Source organism: uncultured Aquimarina sp., assembly GCF_947492965.1.
In the GTDB taxonomy this organism is placed as follows: domain Bacteria; phylum Bacteroidota; class Bacteroidia; order Flavobacteriales; family Flavobacteriaceae; genus Aquimarina.
In genome coordinates this window covers 722618-746745 of sequence record NZ_CANLOZ010000003.1, presented here as the reverse complement: position 1 = coordinate 746745, position 24128 = coordinate 722618, and the positions used below count along the sequence as shown (strand labels likewise).

Annotated in this window: 18 protein-coding genes; 10 read left to right on the top strand and 8 right to left on the bottom strand. The window is 33.5% G+C overall.

What is annotated here, in order from left to right; genetic code table 11:
* Positions 1 to 136: 136 nt before the first annotated feature.
* The 3 genes from Q1B37_RS11235 to Q1B37_RS11225 all read left to right on the top strand — a co-directional run bounded on the left by Q1B37_RS11235 (position 137) and on the right by Q1B37_RS11225 (position 3875).
* Entirely contained in the window at positions 137 to 739 is a 603-nt protein-coding gene (locus Q1B37_RS11235) for a ribonuclease HII (protein ID WP_299898688.1), read from the top strand.
* 85 nt (positions 740 to 824) lie between these two features.
* Positions 825 to 3293, top strand: a complete 2469-nt coding sequence (locus Q1B37_RS11230) for a hypothetical protein (RefSeq protein WP_299898686.1) — start codon at positions 825 to 827, stop codon at positions 3291 to 3293.
* 81 nt (positions 3294 to 3374) lie between these two features.
* On the top strand, positions 3375 to 3875 hold the full coding sequence (locus Q1B37_RS11225) for a hypothetical protein (RefSeq protein WP_299898684.1): 501 nt from the start codon (positions 3375 to 3377) through the stop codon (positions 3873 to 3875).
* A 76-nt stretch (positions 3876 to 3951) separates the two neighbouring features.
* On the opposite strand, the gene lipB is transcribed toward Q1B37_RS11225, so the two are convergent.
* Positions 3952 to 4650: a lipoyl(octanoyl) transferase LipB gene (gene lipB, locus Q1B37_RS11220; RefSeq protein ID WP_299898682.1), complete on the bottom strand. Its 699-nt coding sequence runs from the start codon at positions 4648 to 4650 to the stop codon at positions 3952 to 3954.
* A 112-nt stretch (positions 4651 to 4762) separates the two neighbouring features.
* Between lipB and Q1B37_RS11215 the strand changes: the two genes are divergently transcribed.
* Positions 4763 to 5614: a hypothetical protein gene (locus Q1B37_RS11215; RefSeq protein WP_299898680.1), complete on the top strand. Its 852-nt coding sequence runs from the start codon at positions 4763 to 4765 to the stop codon at positions 5612 to 5614.
* Positions 5615 to 5689: 75 nt separating this feature from the next.
* Here Q1B37_RS11215 and Q1B37_RS11210 read toward each other — a convergent pair whose 3' ends face one another.
* Both Q1B37_RS11210 and Q1B37_RS11205 read right to left on the bottom strand, forming a co-directional pair.
* Positions 5690 to 6469 (bottom strand): hypothetical protein, encoded by a 780-nt coding sequence (locus Q1B37_RS11210; protein WP_299898678.1) that lies wholly within the window; start codon positions 6467 to 6469, stop codon positions 5690 to 5692.
* Positions 6470 to 6576: 107 nt separating this feature from the next.
* Positions 6577 to 6735: a YqaE/Pmp3 family membrane protein gene (locus tag Q1B37_RS11205; RefSeq protein ID WP_299610685.1), complete on the bottom strand. Its 159-nt coding sequence runs from the start codon at positions 6733 to 6735 to the stop codon at positions 6577 to 6579.
* A 115-nt stretch (positions 6736 to 6850) separates the two neighbouring features.
* On the opposite strand from Q1B37_RS11205, the gene Q1B37_RS11200 reads away from it, so the two are divergent.
* The 3 genes from Q1B37_RS11200 (at position 6851) to Q1B37_RS11190 (ending at position 9521) form a co-directional block, all read left to right on the top strand.
* Positions 6851 to 7909, top strand: coding sequence for a LuxR C-terminal-related transcriptional regulator (locus Q1B37_RS11200; RefSeq protein ID WP_299898676.1), 1059 nt, complete (start codon positions 6851 to 6853; stop codon positions 7907 to 7909).
* Between the two features lie 135 nt (positions 7910 to 8044).
* Positions 8045 to 8536: a DUF1573 domain-containing protein gene (locus Q1B37_RS11195; RefSeq protein ID WP_299898674.1), complete on the top strand. Its 492-nt coding sequence runs from the start codon at positions 8045 to 8047 to the stop codon at positions 8534 to 8536.
* Between the two features lie 103 nt (positions 8537 to 8639).
* Positions 8640 to 9521, top strand: a complete 882-nt coding sequence (locus tag Q1B37_RS11190) for a hypothetical protein (RefSeq protein WP_299898673.1) — start codon at positions 8640 to 8642, stop codon at positions 9519 to 9521.
* Positions 9522 to 9582: 61 nt separating this feature from the next.
* On the opposite strand, the gene Q1B37_RS11185 is transcribed toward Q1B37_RS11190, so the two are convergent.
* Together Q1B37_RS11185 and Q1B37_RS11180 are read right to left on the bottom strand one after the other, a co-directional pair.
* Positions 9583 to 9774 carry a hypothetical protein gene (locus Q1B37_RS11185; protein WP_299898672.1) on the bottom strand — a complete coding sequence of 64 codons (192 nt, stop codon included), beginning with the start codon at positions 9772 to 9774 and terminating at the stop codon, positions 9583 to 9585.
* Between the two features lie 101 nt (positions 9775 to 9875).
* The gene (locus Q1B37_RS11180) at positions 9876 to 11036 is read right to left on the bottom strand and encodes a hypothetical protein (RefSeq protein WP_299898670.1); all 1161 of its coding nucleotides are present in this window, start codon (positions 11034 to 11036) and stop codon (positions 9876 to 9878) included.
* A gap of 447 nt (positions 11037 to 11483) precedes the next feature.
* Here Q1B37_RS11180 and lysS point away from each other — a divergent pair, with 447 nt between their 5' ends.
* The 3 genes from lysS (at position 11484) to Q1B37_RS11165 (ending at position 16490) form a co-directional block, all read left to right on the top strand.
* The gene (lysS, locus tag Q1B37_RS11175; RefSeq protein ID WP_299898668.1) at positions 11484 to 13175 is read left to right on the top strand and encodes a lysine--tRNA ligase; all 1692 of its coding nucleotides are present in this window, start codon (positions 11484 to 11486) and stop codon (positions 13173 to 13175) included.
* A gap of 147 nt (positions 13176 to 13322) precedes the next feature.
* Positions 13323 to 14744: a PKD domain-containing protein gene (locus tag Q1B37_RS11170; RefSeq protein WP_299610665.1), complete on the top strand. Its 1422-nt coding sequence runs from the start codon at positions 13323 to 13325 to the stop codon at positions 14742 to 14744.
* A 168-nt stretch (positions 14745 to 14912) separates the two neighbouring features.
* Positions 14913 to 16490: a hypothetical protein gene (locus Q1B37_RS11165; RefSeq protein WP_299898666.1), complete on the top strand. Its 1578-nt coding sequence runs from the start codon at positions 14913 to 14915 to the stop codon at positions 16488 to 16490.
* Between the two features lie 71 nt (positions 16491 to 16561).
* On the opposite strand, the gene Q1B37_RS11160 is transcribed toward Q1B37_RS11165, so the two are convergent.
* The 3 genes from Q1B37_RS11160 to Q1B37_RS11150 form a co-directional block, all read right to left on the bottom strand.
* Entirely contained in the window at positions 16562 to 18292 is a 1731-nt protein-coding gene (locus tag Q1B37_RS11160) for an alkaline phosphatase D family protein (protein WP_299898664.1), read from the bottom strand.
* Between the two features lie 146 nt (positions 18293 to 18438).
* Entirely contained in the window at positions 18439 to 19434 is a 996-nt protein-coding gene (locus tag Q1B37_RS11155; protein ID WP_299610658.1) for a type IX secretion system membrane protein PorP/SprF, read from the bottom strand.
* Between the two features lie 32 nt (positions 19435 to 19466).
* Positions 19467 to 23807 (bottom strand): T9SS type B sorting domain-containing protein, encoded by a 4341-nt coding sequence (locus Q1B37_RS11150; protein ID WP_299898662.1) that lies wholly within the window; start codon positions 23805 to 23807, stop codon positions 19467 to 19469.
* Between the last annotated feature and the right edge of the window lie 321 nt (positions 23808 to 24128).

The following is a 24128-nucleotide window of genomic DNA, read 5'->3' as shown; positions in this document are numbered from 1 at the left end:
TATCGTAAACTGTTGGCAAAAATATACTTTTTTAACGAAAGTCAATAGCTATGAATTATTCGTTTTAATGCTAAGTTTTTTTCTTGATTCTTAAAAATAGTTTTCTGATGTTCTGTTCTTACATTATCTTCGTAACATGCTCGAATTAAAATTAAAACCTGATCTCATAGAATGTGGTACAGATGAGGCAGGTCGTGGTTGTCTGGCAGGACCTGTTACTGCTGCTGCTATTATTTTACCCGATGATTTCAGTAATGCGATCTTAAATGACTCGAAACAGCTTAGTGAAGCAAAACGAAAGCAACTAAGACCACTACTAGAAGACTGCTCTATTACCTATGGTGTGACACATATATATATGGAAGAGATTGATAAAATAAATATTTTAAACGCTTCTATTCTGGGCATGCAACGTTCTATAGCTCAATTATCACCTCAACCAGAACATATTTCTGTAGATGGAAATAAATTTAAACCATATCATAATATACCACATACCTGCGTTATAAAAGGAGATGGTAAATATCTTAATATTGCTGCAGCATCGGTTTTAGCAAAAACCTATAGGGATGAATATATGGAAAAGATCCATGAAGAATTTCCTATGTATAATTGGAAAAAAAATAAAGGATACCCAACTGCCGAACATCGAGAAGCAATACGAAAATATGGTGTTACCAAATACCATAGAAAAAGTTTTAGATTATTACCAGAACAGTTATCACTAGAGTTCAAATAATTATCTTTGGCAACTGAGAATATTTGGTAGATAGAAAAACAACCAAATTATTACAAAACCAAGAACAAAAAGGAAAACAAAACACATGAAAAAAATAGTTGTACTTCTAATCTCCACAATTGTTTTAGCTTGTAACACTACTACCGAAGAACCAAATACTCTTATTGATTATATCCCCAAAGATGCTCAGGTGATTATAAAAATCAATGATCTGGAGCAAACAAAAAATATGCTTAGGGATAATGACTTTTTCAAGAAAAATAAAAATCTTGATCTATTCAACTATTTCAAGACACTTCCCGTATTAAATCAAGTAGACCAATCTAGCGGCCTATTATGTTTTTCTCCAATCGGTAAGAATGATTTTGAGTATACGTATATTTCTACATACGATCCAATGATTATAAATAAAGATTCGTTAGATCAAAAAACAATAGAAAACATCAATTACTCTAATAAAATCATACATAAAATAACTTCTGGCAGTGATACTTTTTATGCCACCAAACAGGATAGCTTATTAATCGCTTCTTCTTCTCAGATATTGATTGAAAACGCAATTCGCCAGCAAGAAAATAAAATTCCAGTTAGTGACGACCTTATAAAAGCCTATGAGGTTTCTGATGTGAAAAATCCAGTAGCTTTAATAGCAAATGGAAAACAGCTACAAGAAATACACAATTCGTTAATCCCGAATAATGACTTGATAGCGCTGTCAAATTTTAGCGGATGGATCTCGGTAGATGCTAAACTAGATCAGAATGCATTATATATAGATGGAATTGCCATTGAGAAAGACTCTTTATCGACTACCATTGGGATTTTTGACAATACTACCGCCCAAGAAAACAGAATAGCTAGTATTACACCGATCACTGCCAATGGTTTTGTATCCTTTACTTATGACGACTTCTATACACTAAAGAAAAACCTTGCATTAGCTCAGGAAAGGGAAATAGAAAATATTCCTGATGATCTAGACGAACTGTTTTCGGGAATTTCAGAAATTGGAATGATATTTTTAGAAAATGACAATGCATTAACTTTTACCTCACTAGCTCCAGAAAACACCTTAGAACAATTAGCAGGCAATCCTGCAGGTTCATATAGAGATATAAATATATTTAGCTACGAAGAAAACACTACGTTTTCAGGATTACTAAAACCTTTAATCCCTGAATTTGAAGCAAAATACTATTTCTCTTATGAAAATCAGATTGTACTTGGTTCTTCTAAAAATGCCTTACAGACTATTATTGCTAACATTCTTAACAAAACCGTATTACAAGAACAACCATATTACATAAAAACACTGGAAAAACTCTCCGACGAATCTTCTATACTAGTTGTAGGAACTGTAGAATATTTAAAAGAATATGTAAGTAGCAATATTGAAGAATCACAACAAAAACAGTGGAGCGAAACCAAGACTAAAGGTTATCAAATTGGGGCTTTACAACTTATTAAAGAAAGTAATTTTGCCCATATCCATGGCGTATTACAGAAAGATATTACCAAAGGCTCTGCAACCTCTGTTACGCAAACAACATCAACCACTTTAGAAAATAAAATTCTGAATAGGCCAATTTTGGTAAAAAATCACCGGACAAAAGGAATGGATATTGCCGTACAAGATGTGGACAATAATCTTTATCTAATCTCTGACAAAGGAGTCATCTTTTGGAAAAAACAGATCAACGGCGCTATCATGGGAGATATCCAACAAATTGACATTTATAAAAATGGCAGATATCAGCTCCTTTTTAATACCGAAAACACTTTATATTTAGTAGATAGGGATGGTAAAGATGTTACTTCTTATCCTAAAAAATTCGAACAAGCTATTACGCATCCGATTTCTTTATTTGATTATGATAAAAATAAGCGCTACCGTATTGTTGTGACACAAGGAAACAAAGTTAGCATGTTGGATGCAGAAGGAAATGTGGTCTCTGGATTTGGTTTTGAAGGAACTGAAACCAACATTATTTTACCGCCAAAACATATTAGAATTGGTAGTAAAGACTATATTTTAATCTCTGAGGAAAATGGTAAAATAAATATTTTAGATCGTTTAGGCCGAACTCGTGTTGACGTAAAGCAATCGGTAGATTTTTCTAAAAACCAATGGCAACAATATCAAAATAAGTTTACTTCTACTACAAAAGACGGAAAACTGATTCAGATTCAATCAGATGGTTCTGTTAATATAATAGACAAAGAACTAGACCCGAATACCACTTTAGTTTCGACCAACAAAACGTTAGTTACTTTCTCGGAAAACAAATTAACTATTAAAGAGAACACGCTAGAACTAGACTATGGAGTTTATACAAAACCACAGATATTCTACATCAATAATAAAATTTATGTAGCCATTACAGATAAACAATCCAAAAAGGTATACTTATATGATAGTAATGCAGAGTTATTTCCGAATTTTCCAGTATACGGAAACTCTATTATTAGCTTAGGAAATATGGATAAAGATCCTAATCTAGAATTTGCAGTACAAGGAGAAGATAACAGTATTCTAATTTATCAAATCAATTAACCTCTAATTTAAATTTTGTAAAAAAATGTTGACTTTTTAGTTGTAGGTATCACTAATGTGAAACCAACTAATTAAAATGTCATGAAAACTCTAAAAATTTTATCGCTATTATTTTTAGCCGTATTGTTGTTCGGTTGTTCGGACGATACTATTGATAATGAAGAAATAGATCTCGAAGCGACTAGTATTACATTCTCTATAGTAAAGGATGATGATTTTACAGGGACAGCTACAATTACGGGAACTATTACAAATATTGGAGATGACTCTTTTAGGTCATCTTCTGGACAACAAGCGTTACGTTTATACCAAAGAAATCTTGGAGCACCAGCGCCAGGCGAATTAGTTAGCACTGTCAGTTTTACAGATTTAGCTGCTGGCGAGACATTAACCATTAGTTATTCTAGGCCTTGGAATTCATCATCCCCTGCAGAAGGTGAATTTCCGCCAGATTATAGTATAGTTTTAGATTATGATCCTGATATTTTTATTGATGGTAATGACAGTAATAATGATGAGGATCTAACAAATAACAGTTTAACAGTAAGCGGATCAGAAATCAATGACCTATTTGTTAATTAAAAATCAACCTCAATCTATTCGATTTGTTTAGTTTTTAGTCAAAAAAGCCGAAGTAATTTATACTTCGGCTTTCTCGTTATACCATTTCTGCTTCGAACAAGACTTTAAAATGTTTCAACAGTTTCTCTTTTACTTCAGCTATATTTACGCTTTCTACACCTAATTCTACATGTAAAGAAGTAACGGCTTTATCATTAATTCCGCATGGAATAATATTATCAAAATATCCTAAATCCGCATTTACATTAAATGCAAACCCGTGCATAGTAACCCATCTACTGGCTCTAACTCCCATAGCACAAATTTTGCGAGCAAACGGAGTTCCTACATCCAACCAAACACCAGTTTCCCCATCACTACGAACCCCTTTAATTCCGTACTCATCTAAGGTAAGTATCACCATTTCTTCTAAAAGGCGAAGATATTTATGAATATCTGTAAAGAAATTGTCTAAATCTAAAATTGGATATCCCACAACCTGTCCCGGTCCATGGTAGGTAATATCACCTCCTCGATTTATTTTATAAAAAGTAGCTCCTTTTTGTTGTAACTGCTCCTCATTTAAAAGCAAATTACTAATATCGCCACTTTTCCCTAAAGTGTATACATGCGGATGTTCTACAAAAAGAAAATAGTTATTGGTATCGAGATTAGCATCTTCTCGTCTATTCTTTATTTTCGTATCCAGAATTCCTTTAAAAAGAATTTCTTGATAATCCCAGGTTTCCTTAAAATCCTTTAAACCTAGTTCTTGTATTTCAATCTTCTTATTCATCACTGCAAAGATACGGGATTAAAAAAGTTTCTATTCTCCTATTACCTTTCAAAACAAGATCTAACCAATAATAATTATATTTGCTTTTTTTTAACATATAATCCCCCAAAATATGAAACACTTATTACTAGCTACATTTCTATTAATTTTTTCATTTTCTTTTGCACAAAAAATAAAAATCAAAAAAGGAGAAGTCTTTTTTGATAAAGTTAAAGTAGCTCATATTGAAAAAATAAAAGTAAAAGGCTTACGCCATTTTCAAGTTAGTGATCTTGACAAGAAACCTCTATTCAGAGCAGGAGATCTGAAAAAATATTCTCTACTTTTTCATTCTGACAAATCGTATCCCTACAATGCCTTTTTCGGAGATCAATTGAAAGACACATTACTTATAAATTCAAAAAATCATTACTTTTTATCCAAGAAGAAAATTTTTCAGCTTGCTATAGAAATGGGAATTTTTAACGTGGAAGGTTTTCACCAATCTAAAGCAAATGAGCTTATTCTGGAGAGTCCTAAAATACCCGAAAGAATCGTCAAAAAACTTGATAAAGAACGAAAGTTATTAAGTGGAAAAGGACATCGAGTAGATCGCGATTTTAAAGATATGGATATTCACCTTGTAGCACATTCTTCCAAGAAGGCCTTCAGTCAATTAAATAAAAGTATGGTAGATCAAGTTAATTATGACATCTACATTGGAAATCCTAATATAGAAGAAAACAATTCTGTTTTAATTGGTTCTGCCATTAGGGAAATTGGAACCGTAAGCGGAGAATATTTTTTTATTTTTAATACTAAAAAATTCCCTGTAGCTTCTTTTCATTCAATGACTTTCAAAATTTACAGCATTAAAAAAGAATTAGAACTTATGGATCACAACATAAGACTTACTATGGGTAGTAAGAGAAGTGAAGCTATTGAAGAAATGGTTCGAGAACTTATTAAACGACAAGAATTATAAAAATTATTACCAAACAAAAGAAGCGCTATTCTAATTTAGCGCTTCTTTTATTTTATCAATCTATTAATAAAATAATTAATCTTCCAGCTCTACCTCTACATCCAATATCTTCGGATTTTCCATATAGTCAATAAACCCAACTTCTAAGGTAAAACTTTTTCCATCCTGACTAAATAATGCTTCCTTTGAAGAAATATTTTTTATTCTTCTTGGGAAATGATATTTGATTTTATATTTGGAACTTGCTAGAAACATCTTCATTTGTTCTAAACTATCTAATCCCTGTTTCAATTGTTTTTCATCTAGAATTTCAGTTACCCTTTTAAATTTATTTCCTTTAAAAGTATATGAAACTTTGGTCGGATCATCTCCTTCAGTGTTAGACAATGGATCTCCCGGAGCTCCAACAGAGCTACCTGCTTTTTTTCCTCCTAAAGAAGAAGCGGTTTTAAAATCATTAAAAATATTCCCTAAATCCGATACATTCTTAAAATCGGAATACAAATCAAAGTTCATCTCCATCGTTTTGGGATCCATGAACATATGCATTTTAAAGTTTTCTAACTTTTTTAAACGTTCTTGTTCCGCTTTTGGCAACTGTGCAATACTATCCTTTTTTTCCTCTAGGTAATCTTTAAACACCATTAAAGTATCTATCGCCTTTTCTTCTTTTTGTTCTTCTCCCAGACCTTCTCCTAATTTATCTCCAGCCATTTTAAGCAACTCAGAACCATCAAAACTGAAGGCTATCTTTCCACTTCCATCTTCATTAATATGTAAATCCTCCGAAAACTGACATCCTACAAAAAGAATTGCTACTAAAAATACCTGTATCAATAGGGATACTTTTTTCATCTATTTAAAATTTTTATTTGTTGAAAAATTCACTAAACTTACTATACAACTTTGACTTGTTGTTATACTTTTTAATGATCATTCCCAACTGTAGTGAATGACACTAACTATTTGTTAGGGTTATTTAAAATTACCAGTGCTGCAATTACACCAGGAACCCATCCACATAAGGTTAATAAAAGTACGATTATAATTGATCCACAACCTTTATCCAAAACGGCTAGTGGTGGAAAAAAAATCGATAATAAAACTCGCAAAAAACTCATAAGCAAAAATAGATTAAATAATATAATTATAGGTAGTCTTATCTCTTATTATGTTACACTACTATCTTAAAATTATTTTATCTTCGATTCGTTTATTATACACTGAATATATTCTATGAAATGGAAACAAAGTATTTTTTGGATCTTTCTAACGTTGTGCTGTACTAATGTTTGGAGTCAATATCAATTCTCTGGATATGTAGATCGGCAAAATAAGGACACCAATGTATACCTATCGCTAATAGAGGATTACAGAAAAATGTCAGGTACATACCAAGAACAGATTATACAGAAAGTATATCCCGACTCAACAGGGTATTTTGTATTTACCGAAAATAACTTACCTGCAAAGAATAGGATCTATCGCATTCATACAGATAATTGCTCGGAAGAAGAAGCTACTATTCATTTTAACGGGATTTGTTTAAATAGTCAGGAAATTCTATTTATTGCCAAAAATGATGATAAGATTTCATTACCATTTACTAAAGAAGAAGAAGCCTTTTGTGAAATCATTTCCACAAACGAGCGTAGTAATACATTTCTAAAGGTAGATTCTCTAATAGAAAACATGAGGTATGCATTTAGCTCTTATCGAAGTGAGGCAAATAGAAAAGTAAATTCTATTAAATGGTTTAAAACCTTACAAGATTTTGGAGAACAACAAGAAGAACCTCTTACCGAGTTATATATTTACTCATTTCTTTCTAATAAATCCAATAATCTATACACCTATTATCTTCAGGACCTGAAACAGAACACTTATTATGATAAGCTATTAGAAAGATTGCAAGAGCAGTATCCCAATAGTCCCTACACCAAACAATATGAAACCGAATTAGCGGCAGACAAATTTTCTATATCCATAAAAAAAGAAAACACATCTTATTGGACGTGGATCATTACATTCTTTCTAATTATTTCTATTACACTGAATATTTTATTATTTCGAAAATTAAAAACGAAAAATAATGCTGGTAATGCGTTGGAGGAAAAACTCACACAGCAGGAAAAGAAAATCTTAGATCTAATTTTGCAAAATAAAACGAATAAAGAAATTGCTTCTTTACTATTCCTGAGTGTAAGTACCATTAAAACCCATATCAATAATCTCTACAAAAAAGTTGAAGTTGATAACCGAGAAGAATTAAAGGCGTTATATAAAAACAAGTGATTAGCTGGTAATTACAAAATTCCAACTGGGGTCTAGTCCCTATTTCCACCCCTTTTTCATTGCATTTTAAGGCACATGTCTAGAATTTTGAACAAAACAGAATTCAAAAAAAATAATCCTAAAAATTATCAAGACATGAAAACTAACATTACAACCGTATTTACTTTTATCATCCTATGTGCAACTATTAGCTCTTGCTCAGACGTGCAAAAAAACAACTCTAGTAGCACGATAGCAATGACTACAAATTCAGAACCGATTACAACTAAAAATTTGGCTCCACAGATGACTTTTGCAGAAACAGAGTTTGATTTTGGAACTGTAACTGAGGGTGACATCTTAAAGCATAATTTTTCCTTTACTAACACAGGCAATGCTCCTTTGGTAATTGTAAATGCAAAAGCAAGTTGTGGTTGTACCGTTTCTAACTGGTCGAAAGAACCTATTGCACCTGGAGCATCAAGTGAAATGCTAGTTACCTTTAATACCAATGGAAAACCAAATCATCAAAACAAACAGGTTACTATCACTACAAACACAGCTATTGGAAAGCACATTCTAAAAATAAAAGCGATGGTTACTCCAAAAATTAAGAACACTATTTCTGGTGTTCCTTTAAGTAAATAATTTCAGAATTAGAGGCTATAAAAAACCTCTTCTTAGTGACTACACATTGCATGATTGATCTAAATGATCATCTTAATACTATACTTTCAATATCATCAATATTATGAAAAAAATTGTGCTATCATTATTGATATTAACAATAGGAGCTGTTTGTTATTCTCAAACATTTAATCAAGAAATCACCGATAACAAAGGTGTTCGAAATCTTACTGGCAAAATCAATTTTGAAAAACTAAATAACAATCCTTATAACACTTGGTTTACTAAAAATTACGATGCTTATAAGCCTAATGAAAACATCATATCGTCTATAAAAGATAGCTTGCAAGAATATACCATACAGATATTTATGGGAACTTGGTGTGGAGATAGTAAAAGAGAGGTACCTCGTTTTTATAAAACATTAAATAATGCAGGTTTCCCACTTGATAGATTAACATGCATAGCAGTACAAGCTGATCGCGAACATTATAAACAAAGTATTGGAGGTGAACACGAAGGCTTAAATATTCATAGGGTACCAACCTTTATTTTTTATAAAAATGGTAAAGAAATAAATAGAATTGTAGAAGCTCCTATAAAAACGCTGGAGGAAGATATCAAAGAAATTGTATCGGGGACATATGTCCCGAATTATTCAGGTGTGACCAAAGTACATGAAATGATATCAAAAAATGGAATTGCTTCTTTGGCAAAGGACCCTCAACTTATAAGCGAACTGAAGAATGAACTCGCGAGCATGTATGAATTAAATACGTATGCGAATGTTTTATTTTTTAGCGGAAATATAACAGAGACGATAGAAGTACTAAAACTTAATACTTCTCTTTTCCCAAAAGAAGCAAATACTTACATCAGTCTTGCCAACAAATTTTTAATAGCTAACAATATCCCTGAAGCTATTGCAAATTATGAACGTTCCTTAGAAGTCAAAAAAGATCCTGAAATAAGCAAAAGAGTTGAAGAATTAAAGAAATCTCTTTAAGTAAAATTAGTAGAGATGATAAAGAAGAAAAGCGAATTAAATTCGCTTTTCTTTTTCTTTTTTACAAAAGTCCGCAAGCTGGATGTTCTGGTAAAACGCATAGACCATTACAGCAAATGTGATCAGGAACACCACAAAAGAAAGAATTAGGTGTTGGATATTCTCCATCAAAATAAAATCCACCTTGAATACCTTTTTGAGTAGATTTATTTAAAACCTGAACGCCTTGGATTTTTGAAATTTTCTTGAACATAATATATTTTTAAAGGTTAATCCTAACAAGATATTATGTTTGCTTTTTGGAATGATGTTAATTGGCACTACTTAACAGAAATTTCCCCATTTTAAGATTGTTTAGAAAGATGTGATTTCGCCTTCGTCGGGTTTTAATTCTATATATCTTTTTATTTTGCTTTTAATCTCAGGTACATAATGTTGATATTCTTCTAATGCGGCCATTTGCTTAAAGCCGTAAATATCGTCTCCTCCTTTTCCTCCATCTCTATTACTAGCAAAATATCCCATTCTTTCTTTTTCATTAATAATAAAAGTAAAATCATCTTTATTGCTATTAATAGGTGCACCCATATTATAAACTTTCCAACCAGATTGTTTATTCGGCAATACCATAAAAATATCAAGCCCACCAAAACCCAAATGACCATCACTTGCAAAAAACAACCTTCCTTTATCGCTTATGTAAGGAAAAGTTTCTCTACCCTCAGAATTTATAAGACTTCCTAGGTTTTCTGGAGTTCCAAAACTACCATCTTTATGCACCGCCACTACGTAGATATCTGATTTACCATAACTCCCTGGCATATCACTAGCAAAGTACAAGAACTTTCCATCAGGAGATAAGGCTGGATGTGCGGTAGAATACTCATCACTATTAAAAGGCAATTCTTGTACATTTTTCCATTTCCCATTATCGTATGTTGCTTTATAAATTTTTAGCAAAACACAACCTTTCGTACTACTCTTAATTTTTCTTTTAACGTAATTATTTCTGGTAAAATAAACTGTTTTCCCATCTGGACTAAATGTTGCCGATGATTCGTGAAATTTAGTATTTATAGATCCCTTTAACTTTGTAATTCCTTTGTTAGCGATATTCCTATTAGTCCTATACAAGTCCAAGAAGGGTTCATTAGAACCTTCCTGAAGAATCATAGTCACGGATTTTTTACTTCTGGAAGACGCGAATACCAATTCACCATTGTAAAAACTTGGTGCATAATCAGAGTTTTTAGAGTTAAATGGTAAAGTCTTTACCACAAAATTCGCTGCTAAAGGTTTCGAAATGCGATCCGATAAAAACCGATATCTCTTAGATAATTGTTTATCATGAGCAATTATCATCGAAGAAGTATCTTGATTATTTAGATTGGCTGTTTCTACAACACCATCCTGCCCCAGTGAATTATCCACTAATGCAGAATTTTTTTGTTGAGAAAATGTTGAATTCATTAAACAGAAAAAAACCAGCCCCAAAAGGTTTTTTTGCAATGTCATTAAATTACTTTTTTGTTGGTCACGTACAACCGTATATCCTAATTATTATAAAATTAAGTGTACCTAAAGACATCTTAGCTTATCTAAGAGTAATAAAGGATTGATTCGTTTTTATAAGAATTATAATGCTGCTATCCCCATAGCATTGAGTTGTACACACTATGTGTTACTTACGGCAATGTACTGATACTTAATAAAATAAACTATTAAAAAAACAAGAAAAATAGGAATTCACTTATAATTTAACAGGTGTAGGAAATTACTTTTTAAAAAAAATCACAGTATACACAAGAGGAAAAACACCCATTTTTTTCAATATTTCTAATAATTCAAATAAAACAAAAATGAGCTTTCTTTTCTCATTATTTGAAAGTGATACAATACTTAAAAATCAATTGAAAGATTATATCATACTTTGTATCTTTGCAGGCTTAAAACGGCAGCATTATGCAATTAACAGAACAAGAACTTGTAAGAAGAGAAAAATTAAAATCTCTACGTGATTTAGGTATCAATCCATATCCTGCAGCATTATTTCCTGTAGATCATACTTCAGAAGATATAAAACAAAAATTTGAAGAAGGAAAAAAGATTATCATCGCTGGAAGATTAATGTCTAGAAGAATACAAGGAAAAGCTTCTTTTGCTGAGCTCCAAGACTCTAATGGGAGAATTCAGGTATATTTCAATAGAGATGAAATATGTACTGGTGATGATAAAACGAAATACAACGATATCTACAAAAAATTACTGGATATAGGTGATTTTATCGGGATCGAAGGAGAATTATTCACAACGCAAGTAGGTGAAAAAACTGTGATGGTTAAAGACTTTACATTATTAAGTAAAACTTTAAAACCTTTACCTCAACCAAGAACCGATGCAGACGGAAAGGTATATGATGCTTTTACAGATCCTGAGCTTAGATATCGCCAACGTTATGTAGACCTGGTTGTAAATCCTCATGTTAAAGATGTTTTCATAAAGAGAACAAAGCTCTTTAATGCTATGAGAGACTTTTTTAATACTAAAGGATATTTTGAAGTAGAAACCCCAATATTACAACCAATTCCTGGTGGTGCTTCTGCACGTCCTTTTATTACTCATCATAATTCATTAGATATTCCTTTGTATATGCGTATTGCAAATGAATTATATCTAAAGAGATTAATTGTTGGAGGTTTTGAAGGAGTTTATGAGTTTTCTAAAAACTTCAGAAATGAAGGAATGGATCGTACCCATAATCCAGAGTTTACAGCTATGGAAATCTATGTAGCTTATAAAGACTACAACTGGATGATGGAGTTTACTGAAAATCTAGTAGAGCACTGTGCGATTGCTGTTAATGGAACAACAGACGCTACTTTTGGTGAGCATAAGATTAATTTCAAGACTCCGTATGCTCGAGTAACAATGACAGATTCTATCAAACACTTTACAGGATTTGATATCACAGGTAAAACTGAGGAAGAAATTAGAGAAGCTGCCAAAGGTATGGGTATCGAAGTAGATGATACGATGGGTAAAGGGAAATTAATTGATGAGATATTTGGTGAAAAATGTGAAGGAAACTATATCCAACCAACATTTATTACAGATTACCCTAAAGAAATGAGTCCATTATGTAAAGAACATAGAGATAATCCTGATCTTACGGAGCGTTTCGAATTGATGGTTTGTGGTAAAGAGATTGCTAATGCGTATTCTGAGCTTAATGACCCTATAGATCAAAGAGAACGTTTTGAAGCTCAATTAAAACTTAGCGAAAAAGGTGATGACGAAGCTATGTTTATTGACAACGACTTTATCAGAGCTTTAGAGTATGGAATGCCTCCAACTTCGGGAATGGGGATTGGAATGGATCGATTAATTATGTATTTAACCAACAATCAATCGATACAAGAGGTACTGTTCTTCCCTCAAATGAGACCAGAAAAGAAAGCGGTGGAGTTAAATGATAACGAGAAAGCTATTTTTGAGATTATCAAAAAAGAACAACGCATGGAGTTAGCAGATCTTAAAACCGCATCCGGATTAAGTAACAAAGCTTGGGATAAGGGGATGAAAGGTCTATCTAAATTAGGTCTTACCAAGGTAACCAAAACGGAAGATAGCTTACTAGTAGAGCTAGCGGAATAAAAAACATACATTTTGTAAATAAAGTGTGTTCTAGTAAATAGTCTAGAACACACTTTTTTGTTTGGTGTTGTTAAAGTTTATAACTGTTAGATTTGTTAACATTTTTTTAACTAATTTCGCTGCGCCTTAAATTTAAAACTAAAGTTTATGAAAAATCTCCTACTACTTGTTAGTATTGCTATTCTTACTTTCTCCTGCAGTTCAGATGAAGAAACTGCTATTCAACTACCAATCGCGTGTTTCTCTATCGATAAAGAAGTTGTTGAAGTAGGCGAAGAATTTGTAATTACGGACTGTTCCGAAAATGCCACAGAAATAACCTTTAGTTATACAAATAATGAAGAAGAGAAAACAACAACTGAATCTTCATTCACCTTATCATTTTCTTCTCCAGGAACACAAACTATTCAACTAACCGTTTCTAATGAAAATGAAACTGAAACTATCTACAAAAGAATATCAGTTCTGCAACCGCGAACACGATACAAATTCTTCGACTATCCTAACGGAACTCGTGGATTCCCTATTGCTAGTGGAATTAACTCAGAAAACAATAATCTATTTATGATCGAAATTATAGATGATATTCTAGATAATAGTCTGGGAAAAATATTTTACAGGGAAATTGATAACAATAATGAAATTATAGAATCTTTATATATCGGAGACCAAACTGATAATACTGGTAATTGCTTTAGATTTAATAAACTTAATGGAGAATTGGTTTTTACCTTCGTTAACACCTTGGGTAATTATTATTCTTCTAGAGAAATAATTCTCGACCAATCTGGAAGTTTAGTAAAGAATGGTAGATCAGATCTTACAGTATCTTATAACAATATCAAAGTAGGTGATGAATTTGCATTTTTTGGGAGTAATCGAGTTTCTGTAGATACCGAATTTAAACTCGCACCTGCTATTCAAATAAGAGATGTTAATAACAATGTCATTAAAACAATGAACTATCCTTCCATGGAAGAAAATGCATTCATTGGTGATTTAACTAAAACGTCTGAAGGATATATAGGTTACGGAGGAACATTTACTTCAGAAAATGATATTTTAGAAAACTATGAACCTGTTTTATTTTTATTAAATGAAAACTTTGAATTAATAAAAAACATTAGATATACTTCTCAATTAACCTCAAGTGTAACATCTATAAATGATCTGAACGGGTCGTTCCATATTGAAGAATTAAGTTCAGGTAATTTTGCTTGCTATAGTCATAATGAATTAAGAGTTGTAGCTCCTGATGGAAATGAAATTATGTCAAAACTTACTCGTGGTAGCTCAGGTATTAATGATCTATTGAATTTAAACGATTCCTTTATCGTAACCGAAAATCGATTTTTAACAAAATATGATCATCAAGGAAATGAATTAAAGAGCATACAATATGGGGGGCAGTTCATTTCAGGATTGATCCAGAAAAATAATATCATATACTTTATTGCAGCCGAGTCTTCCTCCGATTTGGTCGAAAACTTGGGTAATATATCTCTTTTAAAAGGATTTATGGGAGCTGTAAATGATAATTTGCAAATAGTAGACATTAATAATAACTAGTTCATTTTATTATATTCCATCTCGAACTATAGTAGAAAATGTTTGATAATATAATACAAAACGGAACCTAACAATAGGTTCCGTTTCTTTTATCCTTTGTTTTTTAAATATTTATACTATTTTTGCCGCTTTGATTTTAAGATTTATTTAACATTAAGCCCCATTCAAATGATTCGAATTTTTACTTTTGTCTCGGCATTACTTTGCTGTACGATCGCACTATCTCAAAGAACAAATCTAGATAGAGAAAATTTCAGAACTTCCTATGTTAACTTACCCTCTAAACCTATTCTAGACAACACAAAAAGAACATATTCCATTAACATTGGGAGTATTACGATACCTGGTTTTAAGAAGCTAAAAAGCGGTGGTTCATTGGATATAAACTACAAGTTTCATGGAACCAAAATCGGAACAGTAGATATCAAAAAAGAAAAACACGAGAAAAAAGACAAAGAAGGAAAAGTATTATCTACAAGTTATACGTACATCGTTAAGACAACATACTCATCATCGGCAACACTGTCTGTAAATAATGGTACAAACGCCGAATCTTATGAAAAGTCATACTCCGAAAGCGAGGATTATGCTAGTGGAGAATTTACAACTTATAAAAAGGCACAAGATTATTATAATAATAATCGTCATAATTTACGAGATAAATATAGAAATGATCACAAAAATCAATTTCTAAACTCGGCAAGAAGGCATTTGATTAATACCTACGGATACGATATCGAAACGCATGAAAGAGAGTTTTTCTGGATTTTAAAAAGCAAGAAACATCCAGAATATGCAAAGCATCAAGAGGCATATGAGAAATTAAAAACCGTTTTTTCAACCATGCAGCATAACCAACCTGTGGATTCTATAAAGACAGAACTACAATCCGTAATCGAATACTTTAACGGAGTAATTCCTAGGTACGAAGGTGATAAAAGAAAAATAAGAAAAATTCGATATGCAAGTTATTATAACATCGGAAAAATATATTACTACCTAGACATGCCAGAAAAAGTTAAAGAGTATGCACAGAAACTAATCGATAATGATTACGATAAATCTGATGGTAGATATCTAAATGAAATTGCAGACGACCTCATCAAGGATTTTGAAGCCAACAAAACAAAAACACGTCATTTTGATGTAAAAACAGAAGATCTAAGTAATCAAACCGATGAAAATGAAGCTACTGAACTTACAGACATAGAAGTAAACAAAGCTTACTTAATCACTAAAGAAAATGACACACTATTGGTTGATATTAAAACTTCTGATATGAACAAAATTGCGTACTCATTAAAAACGGTAGAGTACGATAAAGAAGGAAAACCATTTGGCACCAGAGTAAGAAAAGCTAAAAAGTGTAGTCAGTTAGTATTTGTAGATGGAGATCACTATAGAAATATAAAATTTAAGGAATCTTCTATAAAAGGCGGAGCTGTAGATGTTGATCAGATGGTTTTAGGAGGTGCTACCGATAAGCTTTGTAAAGTTCTTTTTGAATCTGAAAAGATCAACCTATATCTTTTTAATAATAAAGAATTGGTTATTATGCCAGCTGGTGCAGAAAAAGGAAAATCTACTATGTCTGCAGGTTATGTGTTTGGCTTTAAAAAGAATCTAACCAAACTAGCAGAGGGTTGTCCTTCTGTACAAGAAAAAGTTGCTAGCAAGACTTACAAAAACAATCAAGAAGATCTTCTTAGTTTTTGTAAAGATCTTACCAATTGTTCTGCAGATTAAGAACCTCAAAGTTTAAAAAAACAAAAAACGCAACCTAAATAGGTTGCGTTTTTAATTCTAATAAATAAAAACTAGCTATACGAAACTGTCTCCCCAACAGTAACCGTATAATCTTCTTGTGAAATGGTATTGATATAATTCCATTCTGCCTGACTACTACCCGACGTAAATGTTACTTTCAGGAAACCTCTTTGGGTAGCGTCCATATATTGTAAATCATCTATTAATAACTGTAAAGCCTGCTGAAAACCAATTGCCTGATTAGCATCTACTCCTAAAAATCCTTCAAATCCTGGAGAAGTTACAGAAGAAGTTGCAAACTCCACTCCTATTTCTTTTCCAGTTGCATCTTTTAGTTGACTATACCAAGCATTATGAGTATCTCCAGCTAGACAAACGGTTTTCTTATCGCCTAATATTACAAAAAGCTGTTCTCGCTCCATAAAATATCCATCCCATGCATCTAAGTTATACGGAACAACTGATTGAACTCTTGCGATTTCTTCTGCAGTAAGCGTAGTATCTCCAGCTAACAATCTTGATTTAATAGCAGTCAACTCTGTTAGCGCCGTTTGGAATGCCGCTGCGGTTTCTGGAGTAGCACTTCCCAAAGCACCTATTTCCGCTACTAACGTGCCAATAAGTATTAGCAATTCTGCTGGCATAAACATTTTACCCATGAGTACCTGCTGACCCAAGACTTGCCAATTCGCACTACTACCCGAAACTACCCCTGATAACCAACTTAATTGTTCCGATCCTAATAATGTCCTACTTGGATCTTGCAATGCTGTCTGAAATGCTGCTGCATCGAGTCCTGTACTCGGATCGAAGAAATCATTATAAGACAATTGCTTATCTCTACCAATAATTCGGGTGTCTAGCATATGCAAACTTAAAATACTACCAAAATCAAACGTCCTATAAATTTTAGCCGGATCCGTTGATCTAAGCGGTAAAAACTCGCTATACACCTGAATAGCAATTTGTTTTCTTGTTTCATAAGAACCTTCATTATCTTGGTGATTTTCTGCGCCATCTACATAAGCATCATTGGTTATCTCATGATCATCCCACACGCAGATAAAGGGTTTCTTTTGATGTGCTAACTGCAACTGCTTATCACCTCTATATTGTTTATATCTCGCACGATAATCACTTAAGGACAAGATTTCATTTGCTGGTTTATGAACTCTATCCAAGGCAACAGTATTTTCGTTAGTACCGTATTCTCCTTCTCCATATTCATAAATGTAATCTCCTAAATGCACGATCACATCCACATCAGAATTAGCCATTGCCCCATACACGTTAAACAAACCAGCTGCAAAATTAGCACAAGAACATGCTGCTAGTTTTATATCATTTACGGTATCTCCAACCTTGGGTAATGTTATAGTTTCTCCAATTACAGAAGAAGTTTGGGATTCTAAATCAAAGAAACGATAATAGTACTTACTGTTAGAAGGTAATTCCTGAACATCGATCGCTACCGTATAATCACGATCTTCACCTGTTATAAACTCGCCACTACGAACTATATCATTAAAATTATTATCTGTAGCTACCTGCCAATTAATAGTCACATTTGCAGTTCCTGAATTGGGAGTAAAGCGTGTCCATATAATAACTTTAGAATCTGTTGGATCAAAACTAGCTACACCTTCCAAAAAGTTGTCTGTACTAAGATCTGGAATATTAATATCCATATCATCATCACTATTACAACTGATGTACATAGGAGCGATCATAAAGCCACCGGCAGCCAACAAAGATTTTTCAAAAAAGTTCCTTCTATTCATTGTGTATATTTTTCCTTCAAAAATATTTTACCACAATAAACTTGATGTTATCCCTTCTTTAAAAAAAGATCAAAACCAATAGACAATATTCTCCGAATAGTAATCTTTAGATAACATAAAATTAGAACCTACTCAAGTATAAGTCATTACTCCACCCAAGGACAGTAGCAAGCATATTTCTTTTCTCTACAAGAAAAATCAATTCCCAATGTAATTTGGTGAAAACCACCACTATTAAAAGTAACTGGATTCGATTGATATGAATACGTATAAGCAAACATGAACTTTCCATAATTAACACCGATAAAAGGAGTTACAAAATTCAGTGTTTGACTTCTTATTTCTTCACCTTCTACAAAATCTATAGAATCAAAACTTCTTCTATAAGACAATCCTCCCCATAGTTTTCCAAAACTTAGATCGCTATATACTTTTAAATTAAAATCAATAGTGGACTGGGAAACTCCATCTCTATGTGAAAATAAAATAGAAGGTTCATAGGAGAATGTCTTTCCAGGACGGTCAATAACGTATCCCACCGAAACTAAATAATTCCTTAAGTTATTGGTTACCTGCAAATCATTGTTTACCCCAGAATTTTTCAAAAGGTTTTTTACGGTTACGTGCGTGTAGAAATTATATAAATTATACGAAAATCCAGCATCTATGTTAAACTCGCTTTCGCTTATTGATCCAGGTCCAACTAAAGGATCATTGGGATCAAACCTTGTTTGATCTAGTCTGTATTGGATGATACCAGCACTTAATCCAAAAGAAAGTTGATTCAGATCTACTTCACTTCTAGAAAACATTAAATGATGCGCATATGTCACATACCCTCCTGTTTGAGAAGAAAATCCATTTTTATCATTGTAAACAATAGCTCCTATTCCAGATTGAGAATCTCCAATTCTACCATTATAGGCAGCAGTATATAATCCTGGACTGTCTTCTTCTCCAAGCCAATTTCTACGACCAGTTAATCTTACCTGAGAACAATTGGATGCTCCTGCCATTGATGGGTGTAACAAATAATAATTATCCGTAAGATAATCCGAATATATGGACAACCCTTCCTGAGCTACTCCAATTTTCATAACGAATAAGACTACTATTACTATATATATTTTTGTAAGTTTCATTTTTTTTATTTTGAAAGAAGAAAAAGCTCCTATTATCGTTTTAATGTAAAGTGTCTTCTAAAGGTCGCTGAACCATCTTTAAACTCTGCGACAAACCAATAGTCTGTTGCTGGCATAGGTCTTCCAGCATACGTTCCATCCCATTGATTATCATTATTTAGCTGTTGCAAAAGTTTCCCGTATCGATCAAAAATATAAATATCCATTTCTGGTGTATCTGCATCACCAATCACTCCCCATTGATCATTTCTTCCATCATTATTAGGTGTAAAGAAAGTAGGGAAACCTACTACAAAAATAGAAGCAGTAATAGAACCACAGCCATTAACATCTATTGCAGTTACTTCGTGTAATCCTGGAAGCACATTATTAAATACATTACTACTCTGTGGACTACCTCCATCTAAAATATATTCATACGTGCTATCACCTACAACAGTGGCCGTAATATTAGTGCTATCCGAAAAGTCTCCAGATGAAAGATCTAAATCCATGCTCTGTGGATCATTTATTCCTGTGATGATTACTTCTGAAGTTGCTGTACACATGGACACTACATCAGTATAGGTAACAGTATATGTTCCCGCTTGTGAAGCATCGTATGCAGATTGTGTAGCTCCAGGAATTACTGTTCCTTCAAAACTCCACTCAAACGAAAATTCATTATCATTCAATTCCGTATCTATCAAAAAAGAAGTAAATGTAATTGGACCAGCACAGATAATCCCGGATTCTAGTTCTAGCTCTTCAAGATCTACTATCTCTACAAAAAATGCTACTTCATTCTCACAACCATTACTATCGACTTCTCTTAAAAACACAGTTTGGCTAACCTGAATTACATCTCCCGCGTTGAGTTGAGTTCCGCTACCATTAGAACTAGTATAATATGCTTGTCCACTCTGCAGCGCCGGCAACACATAACTATCGCAAAAACGATCTCCGGTATTTACAGGAGCTATCGGATTAGGTAAAGGATTAATGGTAATATCCAGTTGTTCTTCATCGAAACAATTTGGGGTTGTTCCCGTTTCAGCATACACATATATTACCTGAGTCGTAGATATAATGTCCCCCGCATTAAGTTGAGTACCGCCTCCATTCACTGCCGTAAAATAATTCCCCACAGATAATGTAGGCAACACATAAGATTCACATGCATTTACGGGATCCATAGGATCTACTACTGGAATATCCAAAATATCATACGTTACTTCTATTTGACTACTTACACAGTTTTCCGCAATATCCAACGCTTCTACGCGATAAATATAGTTTCCAACTGCGGTATCCGTAGGTGTGTATGTAGTACTATTCATAATCAGCGAATTCCCATTCGAATCATACCAATTTGCTGTTTGACCAGCCAACACATCTACAGATAATGTTGGTGCGAGAGAACCAACACATATACTCTCGTTAGTTGGATTTGTAGGCTCAGCTATTGTTGGACAACTACAATCTGGTGCTGTAACCACTAGCGTTTCCTCACAAGCAGTATTAGCAGGATTCATAGCTATTACAATAAGATCAACTCCCGCTGTAACACCTGTTATCATTGAATTAGCAACATCCACAACGCCTTCATTCGGTGGGTCTGTAGAAATATCCCAAGTACCATTGGTAGTAAATGAAATATTATAAGTTGCTCGGTCAGCAGCACAAGTAGTGGTTCCTAACGCTAAAGTTGGCACTTCACTTATTGTAACCGTAACGATCGCAGTATCGGTACATCCGCCACTAGAAACTGTGTAGGTATAATCACCAGATAATGCAGCAGCTACAGAAGGATCTATAGTACCTCTGTCATCTGCACCAAAAGGATTATTATTTGGATCTGTCCAAGAACCACCTGTACTTGGAGTACCATTAAGACTATCAAATAAATCAGTTACACCATCATTAGAACAAAAATCAATTGCACCGTCCTCTCCAGCATTGGCACTAGTGTTTTGACTTACGTCCACCATTGCAGATCTCGAGCAACCACTTGTCCCTACGGTATAAACATATGTACCAACAGGATCAGTAGCAGGATCGAAAGTTCCTCTGTCATCTGCACCGAATTGAGCTCCTGAAGGATCTGTCCAAACACCTCCAATTTCTGGAGTACCTGTTAAACTATCAAAAAGATCGCTTGCAGCATCTCCGACACAAAACTCTAGTATGCCGTCCATACCTGCGTCAGGAACTGAAACAATCGTTACTGTAACTTCTGCTCTTCTTGGAGGACATCCCCCAATAACAGGCAATGTATATACATATACTCCTGAAACATTTACATTCGCGTCAAATGTACCTAATTCTCCATTAGATAATGGTGGTGCTCCTGCTGGTCCTGTCCAAGTACCCCCAGGAATTTGAGCATCCATCAACTCATCAAACAAGTTAACAGTTGGAATCCCATTTGCACATCCATCTACCGAAACCATTTCATCAATTTCTGTAAACTCTTCTCTGTAATCTACGTCATTTCCTGGGTTATGATTATCTGGGAAATTTGCAGCTACTTCGCCTCCATCAGTAGGATTTGAAATTGGTGTAGTCATGCCCAATGCAATCGTATCAAAGGCGTCATCCATACCATCTGTATCCGAATCATTCCCACTAAAAGAAATATCAGAAACTCCATCCTGATCAATATCGTAGGCTTCATCCGTATCATCCAAACAATCATCATCCGAGTTAAGATCTAAATAATCAGGAGTTCCATCGATATCAGTATCTATAGGGGTGATAGAATTTGGTGAATCATATGCATCATCAACACCATCTCGATCTGAATCGTTTCCACTTGGAGCTACATATCCTACCGTTAATTGTGCTTCAATATTATCTTGAATACCATCATCATCAGAATCAATATCCTGATAATCTGGAAAACCAGTTCCATCAGTATTAACCGGAGTTAATCCTCCTGCTGCCGCAACAGGAACACCGTTAGCATCAACAGCACCATCTACAATACCATCTCCGTTTACATCCAGATTACCAAAACCAGCTTCAACAATGTCGTAAATCCCATCATTATCATTATCCAAATCTAACGAATTAGGTATTTCATCAAAATCAAAATCACATCCCAATTCGGCAAAACGAACATTATCTATACCTATATCATTTCCATTATTTCCTAAAGGTTGCTCGTTAATTATTCGTAGAGTTAAAAAAGTGGTAGAAGTAGCTGTAAAATTAAGTAATAACGTTCGCCAGATATCATCATTAGCTACTCCTAAACCTGCAGAAGTCTCTGTGAAAATAGGTGGTGATCCTGCTGGTAAATTTTGATCAATAAGCTCCAGTCTTAGTATTGGCTCGTTAAAACATTGACCAGGATCATCGCACAATCCTGCTAAATCGATTCTAAAATTATAATCAGAGCCGTTAACTATCGGTATATTTTCTATTTGATAAATTGGTTGATTTACGTAGTTGAGTGCTATATTCATAGCCAGGTATCTTCCATTTACATCACCTCCACCATCTGAGTTCGCAATTGGATTTGCATTGGTTGCAACAAAGAATACATCAAAATTAGCAGAATTCAAGAAAAAGTTAGAAGTACCTACGTTATATTGACCATCATTAGGCCAAATAGCCGTATATGTATGTCCCACTATATTTGGATCTGTAGTAGGAGTAAGTCCAGTTCCAAAATCATTATCAACTAAAGGTAAAATTTCTGTAAGATCACTAGGATCAGTACAAGTTCCATTTTCAACGGCATCTAAAATTCCATCATTATCATCATCCAAATCAACATCATTCAATACTCCATCATTATCAAAATCATCATCAGTACATTCTCTCACAACCACCCTAGCAGAACTACCCCCACAGATTGCTGTTCCCGCTACGGAGTATAAGTATTCACCTGGAGTATCTGTACCTACTACAAAATTACCTCCACCACCAGATAATGGAGGATTCCATGTTCCTCCTGTATCCGGATTACCTTGTAATAAAGTAAAAAGATCTACTGTACCCGTTATATTACATAATAACAAGTTACCTTCCGTTCCTGGATTTGGAGGATCTTCAACAATAATTTCAATTGTACTTGAAGCAAAACCTCCACCACCAGAAACCTGCACTTCTATGGTAAAAGTTTGTTGAATTAATCCGAAAAAATGAAAAGTTCCTGGATCGCCTACTTCTCTTTTTATCTCAGCTCCTGTAGTCACATTTCTCCAAAAATATTCGTAATTATCATTTTGAGGAGTAGCGATGGCGTTTATCTGAATATTAGATCCGAAACAAACAGTATTCGAACCTCCACCATCTACTTCTAAGACTAAATTACTTTGAGAAAAAATACTGTTCGCACCTAGCGTTAGTACGAACAAAAAAATCACATGTATTCTTGTGTTCACGTTGGTTAAGTTTTGGTTAATAGCAAATATGACCGTATTCTATTTTCGACTTAGGGTGGGTGGATTGTAAAAATAGAATACCGAAAAAGTAATAACGTTTCAATACTCATTATATTTCCAGATTTTACAAGTATTCGATATGATGTAATTAAATGACGGTATGCGTATCACAAAATCAAAAAGTCGTGCTTTTTTAAAGAAAAAATCTTACAATTTTAGACTGTTTTTTCTTAGAAATACTCTTCAAAAACGTTGCTATTCTCACAATTATTTGCTTTCGACACAAAGCAGTATTCAGCAACTGTTACGGTTTATCAGTAA